Origin of the sequence: Ruegeria pomeroyi DSS-3 (assembly GCF_000011965.2) — a bacterium.
In the GTDB taxonomy this organism is placed as follows: domain Bacteria; phylum Pseudomonadota; class Alphaproteobacteria; order Rhodobacterales; family Rhodobacteraceae; genus Ruegeria_B; species Ruegeria_B pomeroyi.
This window is the reverse complement of sequence record NC_003911.12, coordinates 265,001-280,695: the sequence shown is the minus strand read 5'-3', so window position 1 is coordinate 280,695 and position 15,695 is coordinate 265,001. Positions and strand designations below refer to the sequence as shown.

Sequence of the window (15,695 nt, the reverse complement as noted above, 5' to 3'; positions counted from 1 at the left end):
ACAAATGACCGACGCGCAGGACCACAAGGAAAAGATGAAGGCCGTACAGGCCGAACACCGCAAGAAAGTCTCCGAGGCGGTCGACCCCGGCCGCGGGCTGGTGCTGATCAATACCGGCAAAGGCAAGGGCAAATCCTCGGCCGCCTTCGGCGTGGTGATCCGCGCGCTCGGCTGGGGGCAAAAGGTTGCCGTGGTCCAGTTCATCAAGGGCAAGTGGAAGACCGGCGAGCGCCGCTTTTTCGAGGAACACAACCTGGTGACCTGGCACACGATGGGCGAGGGCTTCACCTGGGACACCCAGGATCGCGACCGCGACATCGCCGCCGCCACAGCCGCCTTTGGCAAGGCGCGCGAGCTGATGGAAAGCGGCGACTACGACCTCGTGGTGCTCGACGAGATCAATATCGCGCTGCGCTATGAATACCTCTCGGTCGATACGGTACTCGACGGGCTTCAGGCGCGCTCGGACCGCACCAGCGTGTTCCTGACGGGGCGCGACGCACCGCAGGCGCTGCGCGACTATGCCGATCTGGTGACCGAGATGACGGTCGAGAAACACCCGTTCGAGGCCGGGATCAAGGCGCAACGCGGCGTGGATTTCTGACCCACATGAGCCGGCAGGCCGAAAACCTCAGCGGCAGCCTCTACATGGTGGCCGCCATGGGCGCCTTTGCGCTCGAGGACATGTTCGTCAAATCCGCCACCGCTGTGCTGCCGGTGGGACAGGTGCTGATCCTCTTCGGGCTGGGCGGCATGGGCATCTTTGCCCTGCTGGCCCGCTGGCGGGGCGAGGCCGCGTTTGTCCGCCCCGACCGGACGCTCGCGATCCGCTCGAGCTTCGAGGTGATGGGGCGCATCTGCTATACGCTGGCGCTGGCGCTGACCCCTCTCACCAGCACCTCCGCCATCCTTCAGGCGACACCGCTGGTGGTGGCAATGGGGGCCGCGCTGTTTCTTGGCGAGACGGTGGGCTGGCGGCGCTGGGTGGCGATCCTGATCGGGCTCGCGGGCGTGCTGCTGATCCTGCGTCCCGGGATGCAGGGCTTCGTGCCCGCCTCGATCTTTGCCGTGCTCGGCATGATCGGCTTTGCCGGGCGCGACCTGGCCACCCGCGCCGCGCGGCCCCGGCTGAGCAACGCGCAACTGGGCGTCTACGGCTTTGGCGCGCTGGTGGTCTCGGGCGTGCTGGCTCTGGTCTGGACCGGCGGCGCAACCCTGCCCGATGCCCATACTGCACTGCAACTGGGCGCCGCGATCCTGTTCGGTGTACTGGCCTATGAATGCCTGACCCGTGCGATGCGACGGGGTGAAATCTCGGTGATCGCACCGTTCCGCTATTCGCGACTGGTCTTTGCCATGATCCTCGGGATTGTCGTGTTCGGCGAAACCCCGGACGCCGCCACCTGGATCGGCAGCGCCATCATCGTCGCAGGCGGCATCTACAACATTCTGCGCGAGGGCCGCTCCAGACGCTGACTGGCCCCAACGGGGCCAGCCGCAGAATTTCGCAGAAATTCTGTCTCCAGAAAATTTTCAATTTTCTGACCCGTGGCAAACGTCAGATTGCCGACAGAACCGGGTCGAGCGTGACCGACCACAGCTCGGTATTGCCGCGATCCATCAGGCGGACCTTCATCTGCTGGCTGGCCGCGTCGATATCCACGAGACCAAAGAACTGCAGACCCATGCTGGGCGGCAGGTTCACCCCCTGCTCCGGCGTCGGTGCCTTAACGAACTTCACCTCGGGGCCAAAGGTCCGGTCCAGATCGTTGGGGCCGAAGGTCCCGGCATGCAGCGGGCCCGAGACAAATTCCCAGAACGGATCGAAGTCCTGGAACTGCGCCCTCTCCGGACTGTAGTGATGCGCGGCGGTGTAATGCACATCGGCCGTGAACCAGACCGTGTTGCGCACGCCCGCGCTCTTGATGAAGCGCAGGAGATCGGCGATCTCCAGCTCGCGCCCCTTGGCGGGGCCGTGATCGCCGTTCGAGATCGCCTCGGCGCCTGCCTTTTCCTTCCAGTTATCCCAGACAATCAGCCCGATGGGCATGTCCGAGGCGATCACCTTCCAGGTCGCGGTCGAGGCTGCCAGTTCCCGCTTGATCCAGGCCAGTTGCTCCGCCCCCAGAATGCGGCTCTGATCGGTGATCTCGTCCTCCATCGAGGCACCGTTCGGGCCGCGATAGCTGCGCAGGTCAAGGAAGAACACATCCAGCATCGGGCCATAGGATATCTTGCGATAGACCCGGCCCGGCTCGGCAGGCGTAATCCTGAGCGGCGTCATCTCGTGGAAGGCCCGCGCAGCACGGCTTTGCAGCACATGCACCGATTTCTCGGTATAGCGGTCGTCGGCGCTCAGGTCCTTGGCGTCCGACCAGTTGTTGACCACCTCGTGATCGTCCCACTGGAAAAACGTCGGGCAAAGCGCGTTCATCGCCTGCACATGTTCGTCCATCAGGTTGTATTTCCACTGGCCACGGAACTCGGCCAGCGTCTCGGCCACCTTGCGCTTTTCGTCGATCAGGGTGGTGTTCTTCCAGATCACCGCGCCGTCCTTTTCGACCTCGTCCTTCATCGGGCCATCGGCATAGATCGTGTCACCGGAATGGATAAAGAAATCGGGCTGGTGCTGCGCCATCGTGGCATAGGTGCGCATGCCCTCGTCGTCGATGCCCCAGCCCTGGCCGGCGGTATCACCCGACCAGGCAAAGCGGATGTCGCGCCGGGCGGTCGGCGCTGTACGGAACCGTCCCATGAGGGGTTCGGACACCGCGCTGATATCGTCCAGATCGGCGGCGACAAAGCGATAGAACACCTCCTGATCGGCGGGCAGGTTATCGACCAGCCGCTTGACGGCAAAATCGCTCTCAGGCGTGGCGAACATCGGCGACAGGCGGCGCGCGTCGGCAAAGCTCTCGGTGCTCGACACTTCCATCATCACCTTTGCCGGGCGGTCGGTGCGGGTCCAGATCATGCCCGACATGGTGTCGACGTCACCGGACTGCACCCCATGGGTAAAGACCGGGCGCGAGGCGGCGCGGCTGATCGAGGGCATGGCCAGCGTGGCGGTAAAGGCGGTGCCGCCCGCCAGAAAGGCCCGGCGCGAGGGGCGAAGAAGTCGTGTCATGCGAATGCTCTCCTGTCTGGCGGCCGGAGGGTCCGGTCCGCGCGATTGGTAGGGCGCATGAGAGCCGCGGGTTTGTAAAACCCGCGGCTCAGATTCTTGAACTTCTCACGATGTTATTGTGACGGAACGCTCCCGTCACAGTGTATTTGTGACGGAACGCTCCCGTCACCGGTTTACATTGCCGGTTTCTGCTCGGGCGTGCTCAGCGAGATCACGGTCACCACTGCCGCGCCGTTGACCCAGTAAAACAACGCATCCAGCCCCGAAAAGCCGAACAGGCTGGGCGCCAGCAGGAACACGATGCCGACGGTCAGGTCGACGGCCAGATGGAATTTGTAAGGCAGGACGCGCCAGACGCCCAGATGGTGGTCGGTCAGCAGGGTCAGCACAAAGGCGGCGAAACCGGTGATCACCGACAGCCACAGCGCCATCGGGTTCTCGGCGCCAAGGCCCAGGATCACGGGCAGGCCCATCAGGGCCAGCGCCACGGGATAGTCGAGATAGGCATGCACGGTACGTGTCACGAAACGAATAGACATGATTGGGGTCCTTATCAGGTTGGTTGAACCGCCCGACGGCGGCATGCCCCTGATATGGAGACATTAATGCGAACGCTGAATGACCCAAAGTTCGGGAATTAGGTCAGATCGTTCAAGATGCGGCCAATGCCTGTCGTTTCGCACTCTCAAACTGCTGCCGATAGGCCGCCGGAGACACCCCAAGCTGCTTGCGGAACACCCGGCTGAACGCCGCTTCCGAGGCATAGCCGGCCAGTTCGGCGGCATCGGCCACGCTCAACCGGCTGTCGACCAGCCCCTCGCAGGCGATCTGCATCCGCCACGAGGTCAGGTATTGCATCGGGGTCATGCCCATCTTGGCGGCGAAATGCTGAGCAAAGCCGGTGCGCGACTGGCCCGCGATCCGGGCCAGCCCCTCGACCGTCCAATCCTTGGCGGGTTCGCGGTGAAAGGCGCTCAGCGCCCGCGACAGGTTGGGATCGGCGAACCCAGCCAGCGCCCCGTCATCCGGGCTAACCGTTTCCAGATGTGCGCGGATCGCCTGAGCAAACAGCGCCTCGGTCATCTTCAGCGCGATCAGGTCGCTGCCCATCCGATCGCGCCCCGCCTCGGCCGCGATCACCCGCAAAGTTGCCTCCAGCCAGACGCCACGCTCCTCGCCGTAATCGCGGATCAGGATATAGGGCGGCAGACGCTCCAACAGCGTATGGCCCGGGCAGGACCGGCCATGCATGCCATAGGTCAGATGCCCGCAGATCAGCTGCGTGTCCTGATCTTCCTCGTCACCGCCATAGACCAGCACCCCCTCGCCGCGATAGCCCGACCGGCTGAGCACCGTATCCAGCGGCAACGCCGAATCGGGGCGCGAATGCTGGCACATTAGCATGTGCTCGGCCCCGTGCGGGATCAGTACCAGATCGCCCTGAGTCAGCCGCAGCGTCTCGTTAGCCGCCGGCACATGCACCATGCATTCGCCGCGATAGGCGAAGTGAAACCGGGCCACGTTCTGATACGAGGGCACGTGCACCCCGAACGGCGGTGTGAACGACGTGCGGAAATACAGCGTCCCCTTCAGGGACAGGCGGGTGAGGATATCGCTGAGCAGGTCCAACATGACGCCAGCATATCCATTTTCCTCGGCTCGTCCAGATAGCTGAACGATCTGCAATATTCTTTGACCTCATGCGCATTCAAAATTCGCAGCATCTCGCTAGGTCAATAGGCACTGAAACCTTTCATGGAGCCTGAACAATGAAAACCCTTACTCTCGCCGCCGCCATCGCCGTCGGTTTTGTCGCGCAATCGGCCTCCGCCGCCGACAAGATGAATGACCTCGAGATTGCACATACCGCATATACCGCCGGTCAACTCGACATCCGCTATGCGCATCTGGCGCTGGCCGTGTCCGACAATGCCGAGGTGCGCGCATTCGCCGAAACCATGATCCGCGACCATACCGCGGTGAACGCGGCCGCCGGCGACCTGATCACCAAGCTGAACGTCACCCCGCAGGACAACGACCTGAGCCGCACGCTGGTCAAGGGCGCTGCCGACAAGCGGGCCGAACTGATATCGCTGAGCGGCAAGGCGTTTGACTGCGCCTATGCCCAGAACGAACTTGGCTACCACCAGGTGGTCAACAAGACGGTCGAAGGCGTGTTCATCCCCGCCGTGACCGTTGAACCGCTCAAGGATCTGCTGTCCGACGCGCTTGTCACCTTCAAGGTGCACGAAGGCCATGCCGAGCAGATGGTGAACGGCCTGCAATGCGGCTAACCCGCAGACAGGTCTGCTTCGGTGCGGGGGGGGCGATCGTGGGTTCCGCCCTTCCCGCATCGGGCTCTACCCCGGTGGTGGTCGATATCCGGTCCTTTGTGTTTGAACCGGCCGAGATCACCATCCGCGCGGGCGAGACGATTGTCTGGATCAACCACGACTTCGCGCCGCATACCGCCACCGATGACGAGGTGAATTGGGATACCGGCGAGTTGGAAAAGGACGCACAAGCCGCGATCCGTTTCGACACACCCGGCACCTATCCCTATTTCTGCGCCTATCATCCCCACATGACCGGGACGGTCATCGTGACCGCCTGAGGCGCGGGGCCGCTATCCGGCCTCGCGCAACCGCGCCGTCAACCGGTGCAGCCGGTCGCGCAGCTCGGCCAGTTCGGCGATATCCGCATCCGCCGCCGCCAGAATACAGTTCGAGATTTCCGCCGCCTCGCCCTCCAGCCCACGGCCCTTGTCGGTCAGCGTCACGATCACGCTGCGCTCATCCTCGGGGTTGCGCGCGCGCCTGATCAGCCCAGCTGCCTCCATCCGTTTCAAAAGCGGCGTCAGCGTGTTCGATTCAAGCTGCAGTTCCGCGCCCAGAGCGCTCACCTTGCGGCCATCCCGCTGCCACAGCGCCACCAGCACCAGGTATTGCGGATAGGTCAGATCGAACCGTGCCAACAACGGACGGTACAGCCGCCCCATCGCGTGATTGGCGGAATAGAGCGAAAAACAAAGCAGTTCGTCGAGGGTCAGGGCGCGGTCCAGCATGCCTCAGACATAGATCGCGCGCGATTATTTCGCAATGCCTTGCATTTTTTGACAGGCACCCCTATTTAAATCGCTCACGATATAATCGCAGCCGATATATGGAGCCCCAAATGACCGTTTCCCCCGTCTATACCGCCCATGCCCGCGCCACCGGCGGCCGCAATGGCCAGGCCCAGGTCGCCGAATCCGGCCTTGACCTGGTGCTTGCCACCCCGCCCGCGATGGGTGGCAATGGCAAGGGCCATAACCCCGAACAGCTGTTCGCCGCCGGCTATGCCGCCTGCTATATCGGTGCGATGCAATTCGCCACGACCCAGGACAAGACGCTGGCCAAGGTGCCCGCCGATATCTCGGTCGATGCCGAGGTCGGCATCGGTCCCCGCGCCGAGGGCGGGTTCGGCCTGACCGTGGCGCTCAAGGTCTCGATGCCCGGCGTCGATGCCGCCGAGGCGCAGCGCATCGCAGATGCGGGCCACGCCATCTGCCCCTATTCCAACGCCACCCGTGGCAACATTGTCGTCACGACCGAGATCGCATGAACGAAAAAGGGCGCCGGAAACCCGGCGCCCCTTCCCAAAAAAATTGGGTCGCAACTTACGCCCGAACCAGCGCCTCGTACTCCGCCGCGATATCGCGCGTCATCTGGCCCACTTCGAACGTGTAGGGACCGATCTGGCCCACCGGGGTGACCTCGGCGGCGGTGCCGGTCAGCCAGCACTGTTCGAACCCTTCCATCTCTTCCGGCTTGATGCGGCGCTCGTGCACGGTGATGCCCTTGTCCTTGAGCATCCCGATCACTGTCTGCCGGGTGATGCCGTTCAGGAAGCAGTCGGCCAGCGGCGTATGCACCTCTCCGTCCTTGACAAAGAACACGTTGGCGCCGGTCGCCTCGGCCACATAACCGCGCCAGTCCATGAACAGCGCATCCGAACAGCCCTTGGCCTCGGCCTTGTGCTTGGAGATGGTGCAGATCATGTAAAGGCCAGCCGCCTTGGCATGCACCGGGATCGTCTCGGGGCTGGGCCGCTTCCACTCGGCGATGTCCAGCTTGGCGCCCTGCATCTTGGCGTCGCCGTAATAGGCGCCCCAGGGCCAGACCGCGATCGCCATCCGCACCGGGTTGCGAGCCGAGGCCACGCCCATGTCCTCGCCCGAGCCACGCCAGACCAGCGCGCGCACATAGGCATCGGTCAGACCACTGGCCTTCAGCGTCTCCTCCTTGGCCGCCTCGATCTGATCGACCGTATAGGGCATCGGCATGTCCAGCGCCTGGGCGCTGGCAACCAGCCGTTCGGAATGCTCGCGGCTTTTGAAAATCTTGCCGTTATAGGCGCGCTCACCTTCGAACACGGACGAGGCATAATGCATGGCATGGGTCAGGATATGCACCTTGGCGTCGCGCCAATCGACCAGCTCCCCATCCATCCAGATCACGCCATCGCGATCGTCATAACTCGCCATTGTGTTCCCTCCAGACCAGGCAGTATTTCCGATTATTGCGCCAATAAGTTCCGCACCGGACACTATATTGCGCAAAAACTGCGACTCACTACCTGTTCAGTATTGGAATGTCAACAAGACTGACATAAAGTGATCCTGAACAACAAAGGGGCACACCATGTCCGAGGCACGACCGTCACCGGTCTTTGGGGGTGAAAGCCTGCTGTTTCTGACCGACGAGCAGCTGCGGCAGGGGATCGAGGCGATGTTCTTTGCCTATCGCGGCTTCACCGCCGATCCCGACCGGATCCTGGCCGAGATGGCCTATGGCCGCGCCCATCACCGCGCGATCCACTTCATCAACCGTGCGCCGGGCACCACGGTGAACAACCTGCTGGCCATTCTGGGCGTCACCAAGCAGTCGCTGAACCGGGTGCTGCGCACCCTGATCGCCGACGGGTTGGTCGAAAGCCGGGTCGGCACCCAGGACAAGCGCGAGCGGCATCTGTTCCTGACCGAGGCGGGTGCTGCGCTTGAGGCGAAACTGTCCGACGCGCAGCGCGCCCGAATGCGCGCCGCCTATAAGGAGGCCGGGCCCGAGGCGGTAACCGGCTTTCGCCAGGTGCTAGAGGCGATGATGGACCGCGAGATGCACCGGGCCTATGCCAAGCTGCGGGACAGCGGCTCATGAGTGCATTTGACGCCCATCTGCTGATCGTCGATGACGACGAGCGCATTCGTGATTTGCTCAAGAAATTCCTGATGCGCCACGGGTTCCTTGTCACCGCAGCGCGTGATGCCGAACATGCGCGGCGCATCCTGTCTGGGCTGGATTTCGACCTGATCGTCATGGATGTGATGATGCCGGGCGAGGATGGGGTCAGCCTGACCCGCGCCCTGCGTCAGACCCTGAGCACGCCGATCCTGCTACTGACTGCCCGTGGCGAGACCGAGCACCGGATCGCCGGGCTGGAGGCCGGCGCCGACGATTATCTGGCCAAACCCTTCGAGCCGCGTGAGCTGTTGCTCAGGATCAATGCGATCCTGCGCCGCGTGCCCGACACCAGCGCCCAGGATGCGGCACCCAAATTCCTGCAACTGGGGCCAATCCGCTATGACATCGAGCGCGGCGAGATGTGGCAGGGCGACCAGCTGGTCCGCCTGACCGCCACCGAGAACCAGTTGATGAAGATCTTTGCCGCCCGCCCGGGCGAGGCGATCACCCGCACCAAGCTGGTCGAAGACCTGGGCCGCGATCGGGGCCAGGCGCAGGAACGCGCGGTCGACGTTCAGATCACCCGCCTGCGCCGCAAGATCGAACCCAATCCGAAACAGCCGCGCTATCTGCAGACCGTGCGCGGCGCGGGCTACATGCTGGCGCCGGACTGATCCCCGCCCGCCCAAAGGAACGCCGATGACGACCGCCCTGATCACCCATGCCGACTGCCTGACCCATGTCACGCCGACCGGACACCCCGAGCGGGTGGCCCGCCTGGAACATGTGCTACACGCGCTGGAGCCGCTTGACCTGCGCCGCGTCACCGCGCCGCTGGCCGCCGAAGACGACCTGCTGCGCATCCATCCCGCAGGCTATGTCGCCGATATCCGTGATGCCCGCCCCGACGAGGGATTTGCCCAGATCGACGGCGACACGTTCCTGTCGCCTGGATCGGTCGATGCCGCGTTCCGCGCCGCGGGCGCGGTCGTGCGCGCGGTCGACATGGTGCTGGGCGGCGAGGCGCAGAACGCCTTCTGCGCCATTCGCCCGCCGGGGCATCATGCCGAACGCGAAACCGCGATGGGGTTTTGCCTGTTCGGCAATGCCGCGCTGGCCGCGAAACACGCGCTTGACCATCACGGATTGCGCCGCGTCGCGGTGGTGGATTTCGATGTGCATCACGGCAATGGCACCCAGGACCTTTTGTGGGACGAGGCGCGCGCGCTTCTGATCACCAGCCAGCAGATGCCGCTCTGGCCCGGCTCGGGCCGCCCGGACGAGGACGGCGCGCATGGCCAGATCGTCAACATCCCGCTGGCCCCGGGCACCGGCGGCGCCGAGATGCGCGCGGCCTACATGGCGCAAGCCTTCCCCCGCCTGCGCGCCTTCAAACCAGAACTCATCATCATCTCTGCCGGGTTCGACGCCCATCAGGACGACCCATTGGCCAACCTGAACTGGTCGACCGCAGATTTCGCCTGGCTCACCGCCGAGCTGTGCGCATTGGCGCAAGAGCTGTGTCAGGGCCGTATCGTCTCGACTCTCGAAGGCGGTTATGATCTGAACGCGCTCGCCGCCGCAACGCGCGCGCATGTACAGGAATTGATAAAGGCCGCGACATGACCGAGACCCCCGTCGACCAGATGAGCTTTGAACAGGCGATGAAAGAGCTGGAAACCGTGGTCGGTCAGCTTGAACGCGGCGATGTTGCGCTGGACCAGTCCATCGCGCTTTACGAACGCGGCGCGGCGCTGAAGAAACGCTGCGAGGACGAGTTGAAGCGCGCCGAGGAAAAGGTTGCCGCCATCACGCTCGACAGTAATGGCCAGCCCACCGGGACCAAGCCGGTCGAAGGTCTCTGAGCATGTTCCATGAAAGGCTGGCGCAGGACGCCGCGCTGATCCAGCGCAGTTTCGACACTGTGCTGGGCGCGCTGGAGCCGCTCGACATCACCCGCGCCATGGCCTGGACCACCGAGGGCGGCAAGCGCCTGCGCGGCTTTCTGGTACTGGAAAGCGCCCGGCTGCATGATGTGGACGAGGCCCGCGCAATCTGGCCCGCCACCGCCATCGAGGCGCTGCATGCCTACAGCCTGGTGCATGACGACCTGCCCTGCATGGACGACGACGACCTGCGCCGGGGCCGACCCACCGCCCATGTGAAATGGGACGAGGGCACCGCCGTGCTGGCCGGCGATGCGCTGCATTCGCTGGCGTTTGAGCTCTGCACCCGCCCCGAGGTCGGAACCGCCGAGACCCGCGCCACCCTGGCGCTGACGCTGGCGCAAGCCGCGGGCGCACGCGGCATGGTGCTGGGTCAGGCGCTGGATATCGCCGCTGAAACCGCGCCCAAACCGCTGACGCTGGACCAGATCACCCGGTTGCAAGCGGGCAAGACCGGCGCGCTGATCGAATGGGCCGCCGCCGCCGGTGCCGTGCTGGCTGGGGCCGATCCGGACCCCTTGCGCCAATATGCCCGCGCGCTGGGCCTTGCTTTCCAGATCGCCGACGACATCTTGGATGTCGAGGGCGACGCCGAGAAGGCGGGCAAACGGCTGCAAAAGGACGCGGGCGCGGGCAAGGCGACCTTTGTCTCGCTGCTGGGTCTGGATGCGGCCAAGGCGCGGGCACGCGACCTTGTCGATCAGGGCTGTGCCGCTCTGGACGGTTACGGTGAGCGGGCCGGAACCTTGAAGGAAGCCGCCCGTTTCGTTATTGCCCGCGACAACTGACCCGCAGGGGACACAGCAAGGATCGCCATGTCTGACCGCCCACATACCCCGCTTCTCGACCAGGTGACCCGCCCGGCGGACCTGAAACGGTTCTCGGACGCGCAGCTGACCCAGCTGGCGGGCGAGCTGAGGGCCGAAACCGTCTCGGCCGTCTCGGTCACCGGCGGCCATCTGGGCGCGGGCCTTGGCGTGGTGGAACTGACCGTGGCGCTGCATGCGGTGTTCGACACCCCGCGCGACAAGGTGATCTGGGACGTCGGCCACCAATGCTATCCGCACAAGATCCTGACCGAACGCCGCGACCGCATCCGCACCCTGCGGATGAAGGACGGTCTGTCGGGCTTCACCAAGCGCTCCGAGTCGCCCTATGACCCGTTCGGCGCCGCCCATAGCTCCACCTCGATCAGTGCAGCACTCGGGTTCGCCGTCGCCCGCGATCTGGGCGGGGTGACGCCCGAAGGGTTGGGCGACGCCATCGCCGTGATCGGCGACGGCTCGATGTCGGCCGGCATGGCGTTTGAGGCGATGAACAACGCGGGTCACCTGAAAAAGCGCCTGATCGTCATCCTGAACGACAACGAGATGTCGATCGCCCCACCGGTCGGCGCGCTGTCGAACTATCTCTCTCGCCTCTATGCCGAAGAACCGTTTCAGGAGCTGAAAGCCGCCGCCAAGGGCGCGGTCTCGCTCCTGCCCGAACCCTTCCGCGAAGGTGCCAAGCGCGCCAAGGAAATGCTCAAGGGCATGGCCGTCGGCGGCACATTGTTCGAGGAGCTGGGTTTTTCCTATATCGGCCCCATCGACGGGCATGACATGGGCCAACTTCTGCCGGTCCTGCGCACCGTCAAGGCTCGCGCCACCGGCCCGATCCTGCTGCATGTGCTGACGAAAAAGGGCAAGGGCTATGCCCCTGCCGAACGCGCGCGCGACCGCGGCCATGCCACCGCCAAATTCGACGTGGTCACGGGCGAGCAGAAAAAGGCCCCCTCGAACGCGCCCTCCTACACTGCGGTCTTTGGCAAGGCGCTGGTCGATCAGGCCGCCCGCGACGACAAGATCGTCGCCGTCACCGCCGCGATGCCTGATGGCACCGGGCTGAACCTCTTTGCCGAACGCTACCCCTCGCGCTGTTTCGATGTGGGCATCGCCGAACAGCATGGCGTGACCTTCTCCGCCGCGCTGGCTGCGGGCGGGCTGAAACCCTTCTGCGCGATGTATTCGACCTTCCTGCAACGCGGCTACGATCAGGTCGTGCATGACGTGGCAATCCAGCGCCTGCCGGTCCGTTTCGCCATCGACCGCGCCGGTCTGGTCGGCGCCGACGGCGCCACCCATGCGGGCAGTTTCGACATTGCCTACCTCGCCAACCTGCCCGGCATGGTGGTCATGGCCGCCGCCGACGAGGCCGAACTGGTGCACATGGTCGCCACCGCCGCCGCGCATGATGACGGTCCGATCGCCTTCCGCTATCCGCGCGGCGAGGGCGTGGGGGTCGAAATGCCCGAACTGGGCAAGGTTCTGGAAATCGGCAAGGGCCGGATGATCCAGAAGGGCGCTCGCGTCGCGCTCCTCTCCTTCGGCACCCGGTTGACCGAGGTGCAAAAGGCCGCCGAGGCGCTGGCCGCCCGTGGCATTACCCCCACCATCGCCGACGCCCGTTTTGCAAAACCGCTCGACCGCGACCTGATCCTGAACCTGGCTCACGACCACGAGGCGCTGATCACCATCGAGGAAGGCGCCGTGGGCGGCTTCGGCAGCCATGTGGCGCAGCTTCTGGCGGATGAGGGCGTGTTCGACCACGGGCTGAAATTCCGCTCTATGGTGCTGCCGGACATCTTCATCGACCAATCCAGCCCGGCCGACATGTATGCCGTTGCGGGCATGAACGCCCCCCAGATCGAAGCCAAAGTGCTTGATGTGCTTGGTATCGGGCGTATCGGCGAAAAGCGCGCCTGACCCAGACATTAGTAAGCGGCCGGTGAAACCTGACGCTTACGACATTGGGTCAACTGTTACCTGACGCAGGTACCGATGCGCGCCTGCGGCACGCACGAATGCAGAAGACAACGCGACATGTATGCGTTTCTGGCTGTTTGTTTTTTTGAGTAGTTTTTGATCGTTGTAGAGAGGATTGAGTATTTATTAGGTTTGGCGGTGACCTACTCTCCCGGGGCTTGAGCCCGAGTACCATTGGCGCGGAGGCACTTAACTTCCGGGTTCGGGAAGGGACCGGGTGTATTGCGCTCGCTATGACCACCAAACCGAATAAATACTCACTGTCCGCCTTGCGGACAGTGAGGGTGGCAGGCAGCGTTTTCCGGAGGAAAGCGCGTTGCCACCCGTATTGTCCGGGCGGGAGTATCAATCGGGTGTTGTCCAAGTCGAGTTGGTGCTTTTGGTTCTTGATTTGGCCTGGCGCGCGGAGCGCTACTTGAGGCCATTTGATCAGTCTTTCTGTTACTGGATCGGATCAAGCCTATCGGGCGATTAGTACCGGTCAACTGAACGCATTGCTGCGCTTACATCTCCGGCCTATTGACGTGGTGGTCTTCCACGGCCCTCAGGGATACCTTGTTTTGAGGGGGGCTTCCCGCTTAGATGCCTTCAGCGGTTATCCTGTCCGATCATAGCTACCCTGCACTGCTGCTGGCGCAACAACAGGTCCACCAGTGGATCGTTCACCCCGGTCCTCTCGTACTAGGGGCAACTCCTCTCAAGTATCCTACACCCACGGCAGATAGGGACCGAACTGTCTCACGACGTTCTAAACCCAGCTCACGTACCTCTTTAAACGGCGAACAGCCGTACCCTTGGGACCTGCTCCAGCCCCAGGATGAGATGAGCCGACATCGAGGTGCCAAACACTGCCGTCGATATGGACTCTTGGGCAGTATCAGCCTGTTATCCCCGGCGTACCTTTTATCCGTTGAGCGATGGCCCTTCCACTCGGGACCACCGGATCACTATGGCCGACTTTCGTCTCTGCTCGACTTGTCAGTCTTGCAGTCAGGCTGGCTTCTGCCATTGCACTCAACGAGCGATTTCCGACCGCTCTGAGCCAACCTTCGCGCGCCTCCGTTACGCTTTAGGAGGCGACCGCCCCAGTCAAACTACCCGCCACGCAGGGTCCCGGATCCGGATAACGGACCGCGGTTAGACATCAAGAGTGCGAAGGGTGGTATCTCAAGGTTGGCTCCACGGGAACTGGCGTTCCTGCTTCAAAGCCTACCACCTATCCTGCACATCACAATCCTGATGCCAGTGCGAAGCTGTAGTAAAGGTGCACGGGGTCTTTCCGTCTAACCGCGGGAAGCCTGCATCTTGACAGGCAATTCAATTTCGCTGAGTCGATGTTGGAGACAGCGGGGAAGTCGTTACGCCATTCGTGCAGGTCGGAACTTACCCGACAAGGAATTTCGCTACCTTAGGACCGTTATAGTTACGGCCGCCGTTTACCTGGGCTTCAATTCGGAGCTTGCACCCCTCCTTTTAACCTTCAGGCACCGGGCAGGCGTCAGACCCTATACGTCGTCTTGCGACTTCGCAGAGCCCTGTGTTTTTAATAAACAGTCGCCACCCCCTGGTTTGTGCCCCCGGATCCAAGTTGCCTTGAACCCGGGCCTCCTTCTCGCGAACTTACGGAGGTATTTTGCCGAGTTCCTTCAACATCGTTCTCTCAAGCGCCTTGGTATTCTCTACCAGTCCACCTGTGTCGGTTTAGGGTACGGTCTGATGGAGGGCTATTTCCAGGGACCACTCAGCAGCCCAGCCAATCCGATAAGGCTGAACTACATCCGTGATCCGTCACATCCTCCTGGCCTAGGAATATTAACCTAGTTCCCATCGCCTACGCCTTTCGGCCTCGGCTTAGGGGCCGGCTTACCCTGCTCAGATTAGCTTTAAGCAGGAACCCTTGGACTTTCGGCGAGAGTGTCTCTCACACTCTTTGTCGCTACTCATGTCATCATTCTCGCTAGTGATCTCTCCACCGGATGGCTCACGCCCCGGCTTCATCGAAAGCCTCGCGTCTCCGACGCTCATTTTTGATGCCCTACCGCTTCGCTACTTGAGGGCAGTTGCCTGCACCCACTCAGCGATTGGTCGAGATCAAATGAGCTAAAGAGACATGAGACTATGTCACACTACGCTCCGCTACCATGCCTTACGGCATCCTCAGCTTCGGCTCATGGCTTGAGCCCCGTTACATCTTCGCCGCAGGACGTCTTGATTAGACCAGTGAGCTGTTACGCTATCTTTAAAGGATGGCTGCTTCTAAGCCAACCTCCTGGTTGTTTTGGACATCCCACCTGCTTTCCCACTTAGCCATGAATTGGGGGCCTTAGCTGGAGGTCAGGGTTGTTTCCCTCTCCACTACGGGCGTTAGCACCCGCAGTGTGTCTGCCATCTAGTACTCCCGGGTATTCGGAGTTTGGTTAGGATCAGTAAGCCTGTGGGGCCCCATTACCCATCCAGTGCTCTACCCCCCGGGGTATTCGGATGACGCTCTACCTAAATAGATTTCGCGGAGAACCAGCTATCTCCGAGTTTGATTGGCCTTTCACCCCTAGGCACAGCTCATCCCGATCCTTTTCAACGGATGTGGGTTCGGTCCTCC

General features: G+C 62.9%; 16 protein-coding genes and 2 rRNA genes (1 of these 18 cut by a window edge). 11 read left to right on the top strand and 7 right to left on the bottom strand.

What is annotated here, in order from left to right; genetic code table 11:
- Window positions 1-4: 4 nt before the first annotated feature.
- Together cobO and SPO_RS01330 are read left to right on the top strand one after the other, a co-directional pair.
- Entirely contained in the window at window positions 5-604 is a 600-nt protein-coding gene (cobO, locus tag SPO_RS01335) for a cob(I)yrinic acid a,c-diamide adenosyltransferase (RefSeq protein WP_011046024.1), read from the top strand.
- A 5-nt stretch (window positions 605-609) separates the two neighbouring features.
- On the top strand, window positions 610-1,476 hold the full coding sequence (locus SPO_RS01330; RefSeq protein ID WP_011046023.1) for a DMT family transporter: 867 nt from the start codon (window positions 610-612) through the stop codon (window positions 1,474-1,476).
- A gap of 82 nt (window positions 1,477-1,558) precedes the next feature.
- Here SPO_RS01330 and SPO_RS01325 read toward each other — a convergent pair whose 3' ends face one another.
- From SPO_RS01325 to SPO_RS01315, 3 genes are all read right to left on the bottom strand, one after another.
- Window positions 1,559-3,127, bottom strand: coding sequence for an alkaline phosphatase D family protein (locus SPO_RS01325; RefSeq protein ID WP_011046022.1), 1,569 nt, complete (start codon window positions 3,125-3,127; stop codon window positions 1,559-1,561).
- Between the two features lie 173 nt (window positions 3,128-3,300).
- Window positions 3,301-3,666, bottom strand: a complete 366-nt coding sequence (locus SPO_RS01320) for a hypothetical protein (protein WP_044028922.1) — start codon at window positions 3,664-3,666, stop codon at window positions 3,301-3,303.
- A 112-nt stretch (window positions 3,667-3,778) separates the two neighbouring features.
- Entirely contained in the window at window positions 3,779-4,759 is a 981-nt protein-coding gene (locus SPO_RS01315; protein ID WP_011046020.1) for an AraC family transcriptional regulator, read from the bottom strand.
- 137 nt (window positions 4,760-4,896) lie between these two features.
- Between SPO_RS01315 and SPO_RS01310 the strand changes: the two genes are divergently transcribed.
- Window positions 4,897-5,421 carry a DUF4142 domain-containing protein gene (locus tag SPO_RS01310; protein ID WP_011046019.1) on the top strand — a complete coding sequence of 175 codons (525 nt, stop codon included), beginning with the start codon at window positions 4,897-4,899 and terminating at the stop codon, window positions 5,419-5,421.
- Window positions 5,422-5,459: 38 nt separating this feature from the next.
- Window positions 5,460-5,741, top strand: coding sequence for a cupredoxin domain-containing protein (locus SPO_RS01305; RefSeq protein WP_230981761.1), 282 nt, complete (start codon window positions 5,460-5,462; stop codon window positions 5,739-5,741).
- Between the two features lie 12 nt (window positions 5,742-5,753).
- Here the strand turns inward: SPO_RS01305 and SPO_RS01300 are convergent, their stop codons facing one another.
- Window positions 5,754-6,191, bottom strand: a complete 438-nt coding sequence (locus tag SPO_RS01300) for a MarR family winged helix-turn-helix transcriptional regulator (protein ID WP_011046017.1) — start codon at window positions 6,189-6,191, stop codon at window positions 5,754-5,756.
- 110 nt (window positions 6,192-6,301) lie between these two features.
- Here SPO_RS01300 and SPO_RS01295 point away from each other — a divergent pair, with 110 nt between their 5' ends.
- Complete coding sequence (locus SPO_RS01295) at window positions 6,302-6,730, top strand: organic hydroperoxide resistance protein (RefSeq protein WP_044027792.1); 429 nt, start codon at window positions 6,302-6,304, stop codon at window positions 6,728-6,730.
- A gap of 55 nt (window positions 6,731-6,785) precedes the next feature.
- On the opposite strand, the gene SPO_RS01290 is transcribed toward SPO_RS01295, so the two are convergent.
- Complete coding sequence (locus SPO_RS01290) at window positions 6,786-7,652, bottom strand: branched-chain amino acid aminotransferase (protein WP_011046015.1); 867 nt, start codon at window positions 7,650-7,652, stop codon at window positions 6,786-6,788.
- Window positions 7,653-7,809: 157 nt separating this feature from the next.
- Between SPO_RS01290 and SPO_RS01285 the strand changes: the two genes are divergently transcribed.
- From SPO_RS01285 to dxs, 6 genes are read left to right on the top strand one after another with little or no spacing between them, the layout of a single operon-like run.
- Entirely contained in the window at window positions 7,810-8,322 is a 513-nt protein-coding gene (locus SPO_RS01285; RefSeq protein ID WP_011046014.1) for a MarR family winged helix-turn-helix transcriptional regulator, read from the top strand.
- The gene (locus SPO_RS01280) at window positions 8,319-9,020 is read left to right on the top strand and encodes a response regulator (protein ID WP_011046013.1); all 702 of its coding nucleotides are present in this window, start codon (window positions 8,319-8,321) and stop codon (window positions 9,018-9,020) included. The genes SPO_RS01285 and SPO_RS01280 overlap by 4 nt, the downstream gene beginning before the upstream one ends.
- A 25-nt stretch (window positions 9,021-9,045) precedes the next feature.
- A complete protein-coding gene (locus SPO_RS01275) occupies window positions 9,046-9,972 on the top strand; it encodes a histone deacetylase family protein (RefSeq protein WP_011046012.1) in 927 nt (308 codons plus the stop codon).
- Complete coding sequence (locus SPO_RS01270) at window positions 9,969-10,211, top strand: exodeoxyribonuclease VII small subunit (RefSeq protein ID WP_044027791.1); 243 nt, start codon at window positions 9,969-9,971, stop codon at window positions 10,209-10,211. The genes SPO_RS01275 and SPO_RS01270 overlap by 4 nt, the downstream gene beginning before the upstream one ends.
- Before the next feature lie 2 nt (window positions 10,212-10,213).
- Window positions 10,214-11,080: a polyprenyl synthetase family protein gene (locus SPO_RS01265; protein WP_011046010.1), complete on the top strand. Its 867-nt coding sequence runs from the start codon at window positions 10,214-10,216 to the stop codon at window positions 11,078-11,080.
- Between the two features lie 27 nt (window positions 11,081-11,107).
- Window positions 11,108-13,036, top strand: coding sequence for a 1-deoxy-D-xylulose-5-phosphate synthase (gene dxs / locus SPO_RS01260; protein WP_011046009.1), 1,929 nt, complete (start codon window positions 11,108-11,110; stop codon window positions 13,034-13,036).
- A gap of 190 nt (window positions 13,037-13,226) precedes the next feature.
- On the opposite strand, the gene rrf is transcribed toward dxs, so the two are convergent.
- Both rrf and SPO_RS01250 read right to left on the bottom strand, forming a co-directional pair.
- Window positions 13,227-13,341 (bottom strand): 5S ribosomal RNA (rrf, locus tag SPO_RS01255).
- A gap of 205 nt (window positions 13,342-13,546) precedes the next feature.
- A 23S ribosomal RNA gene (locus SPO_RS01250) occupies window positions 13,547-15,695 on the bottom strand (it continues 747 nt past the right edge of the window).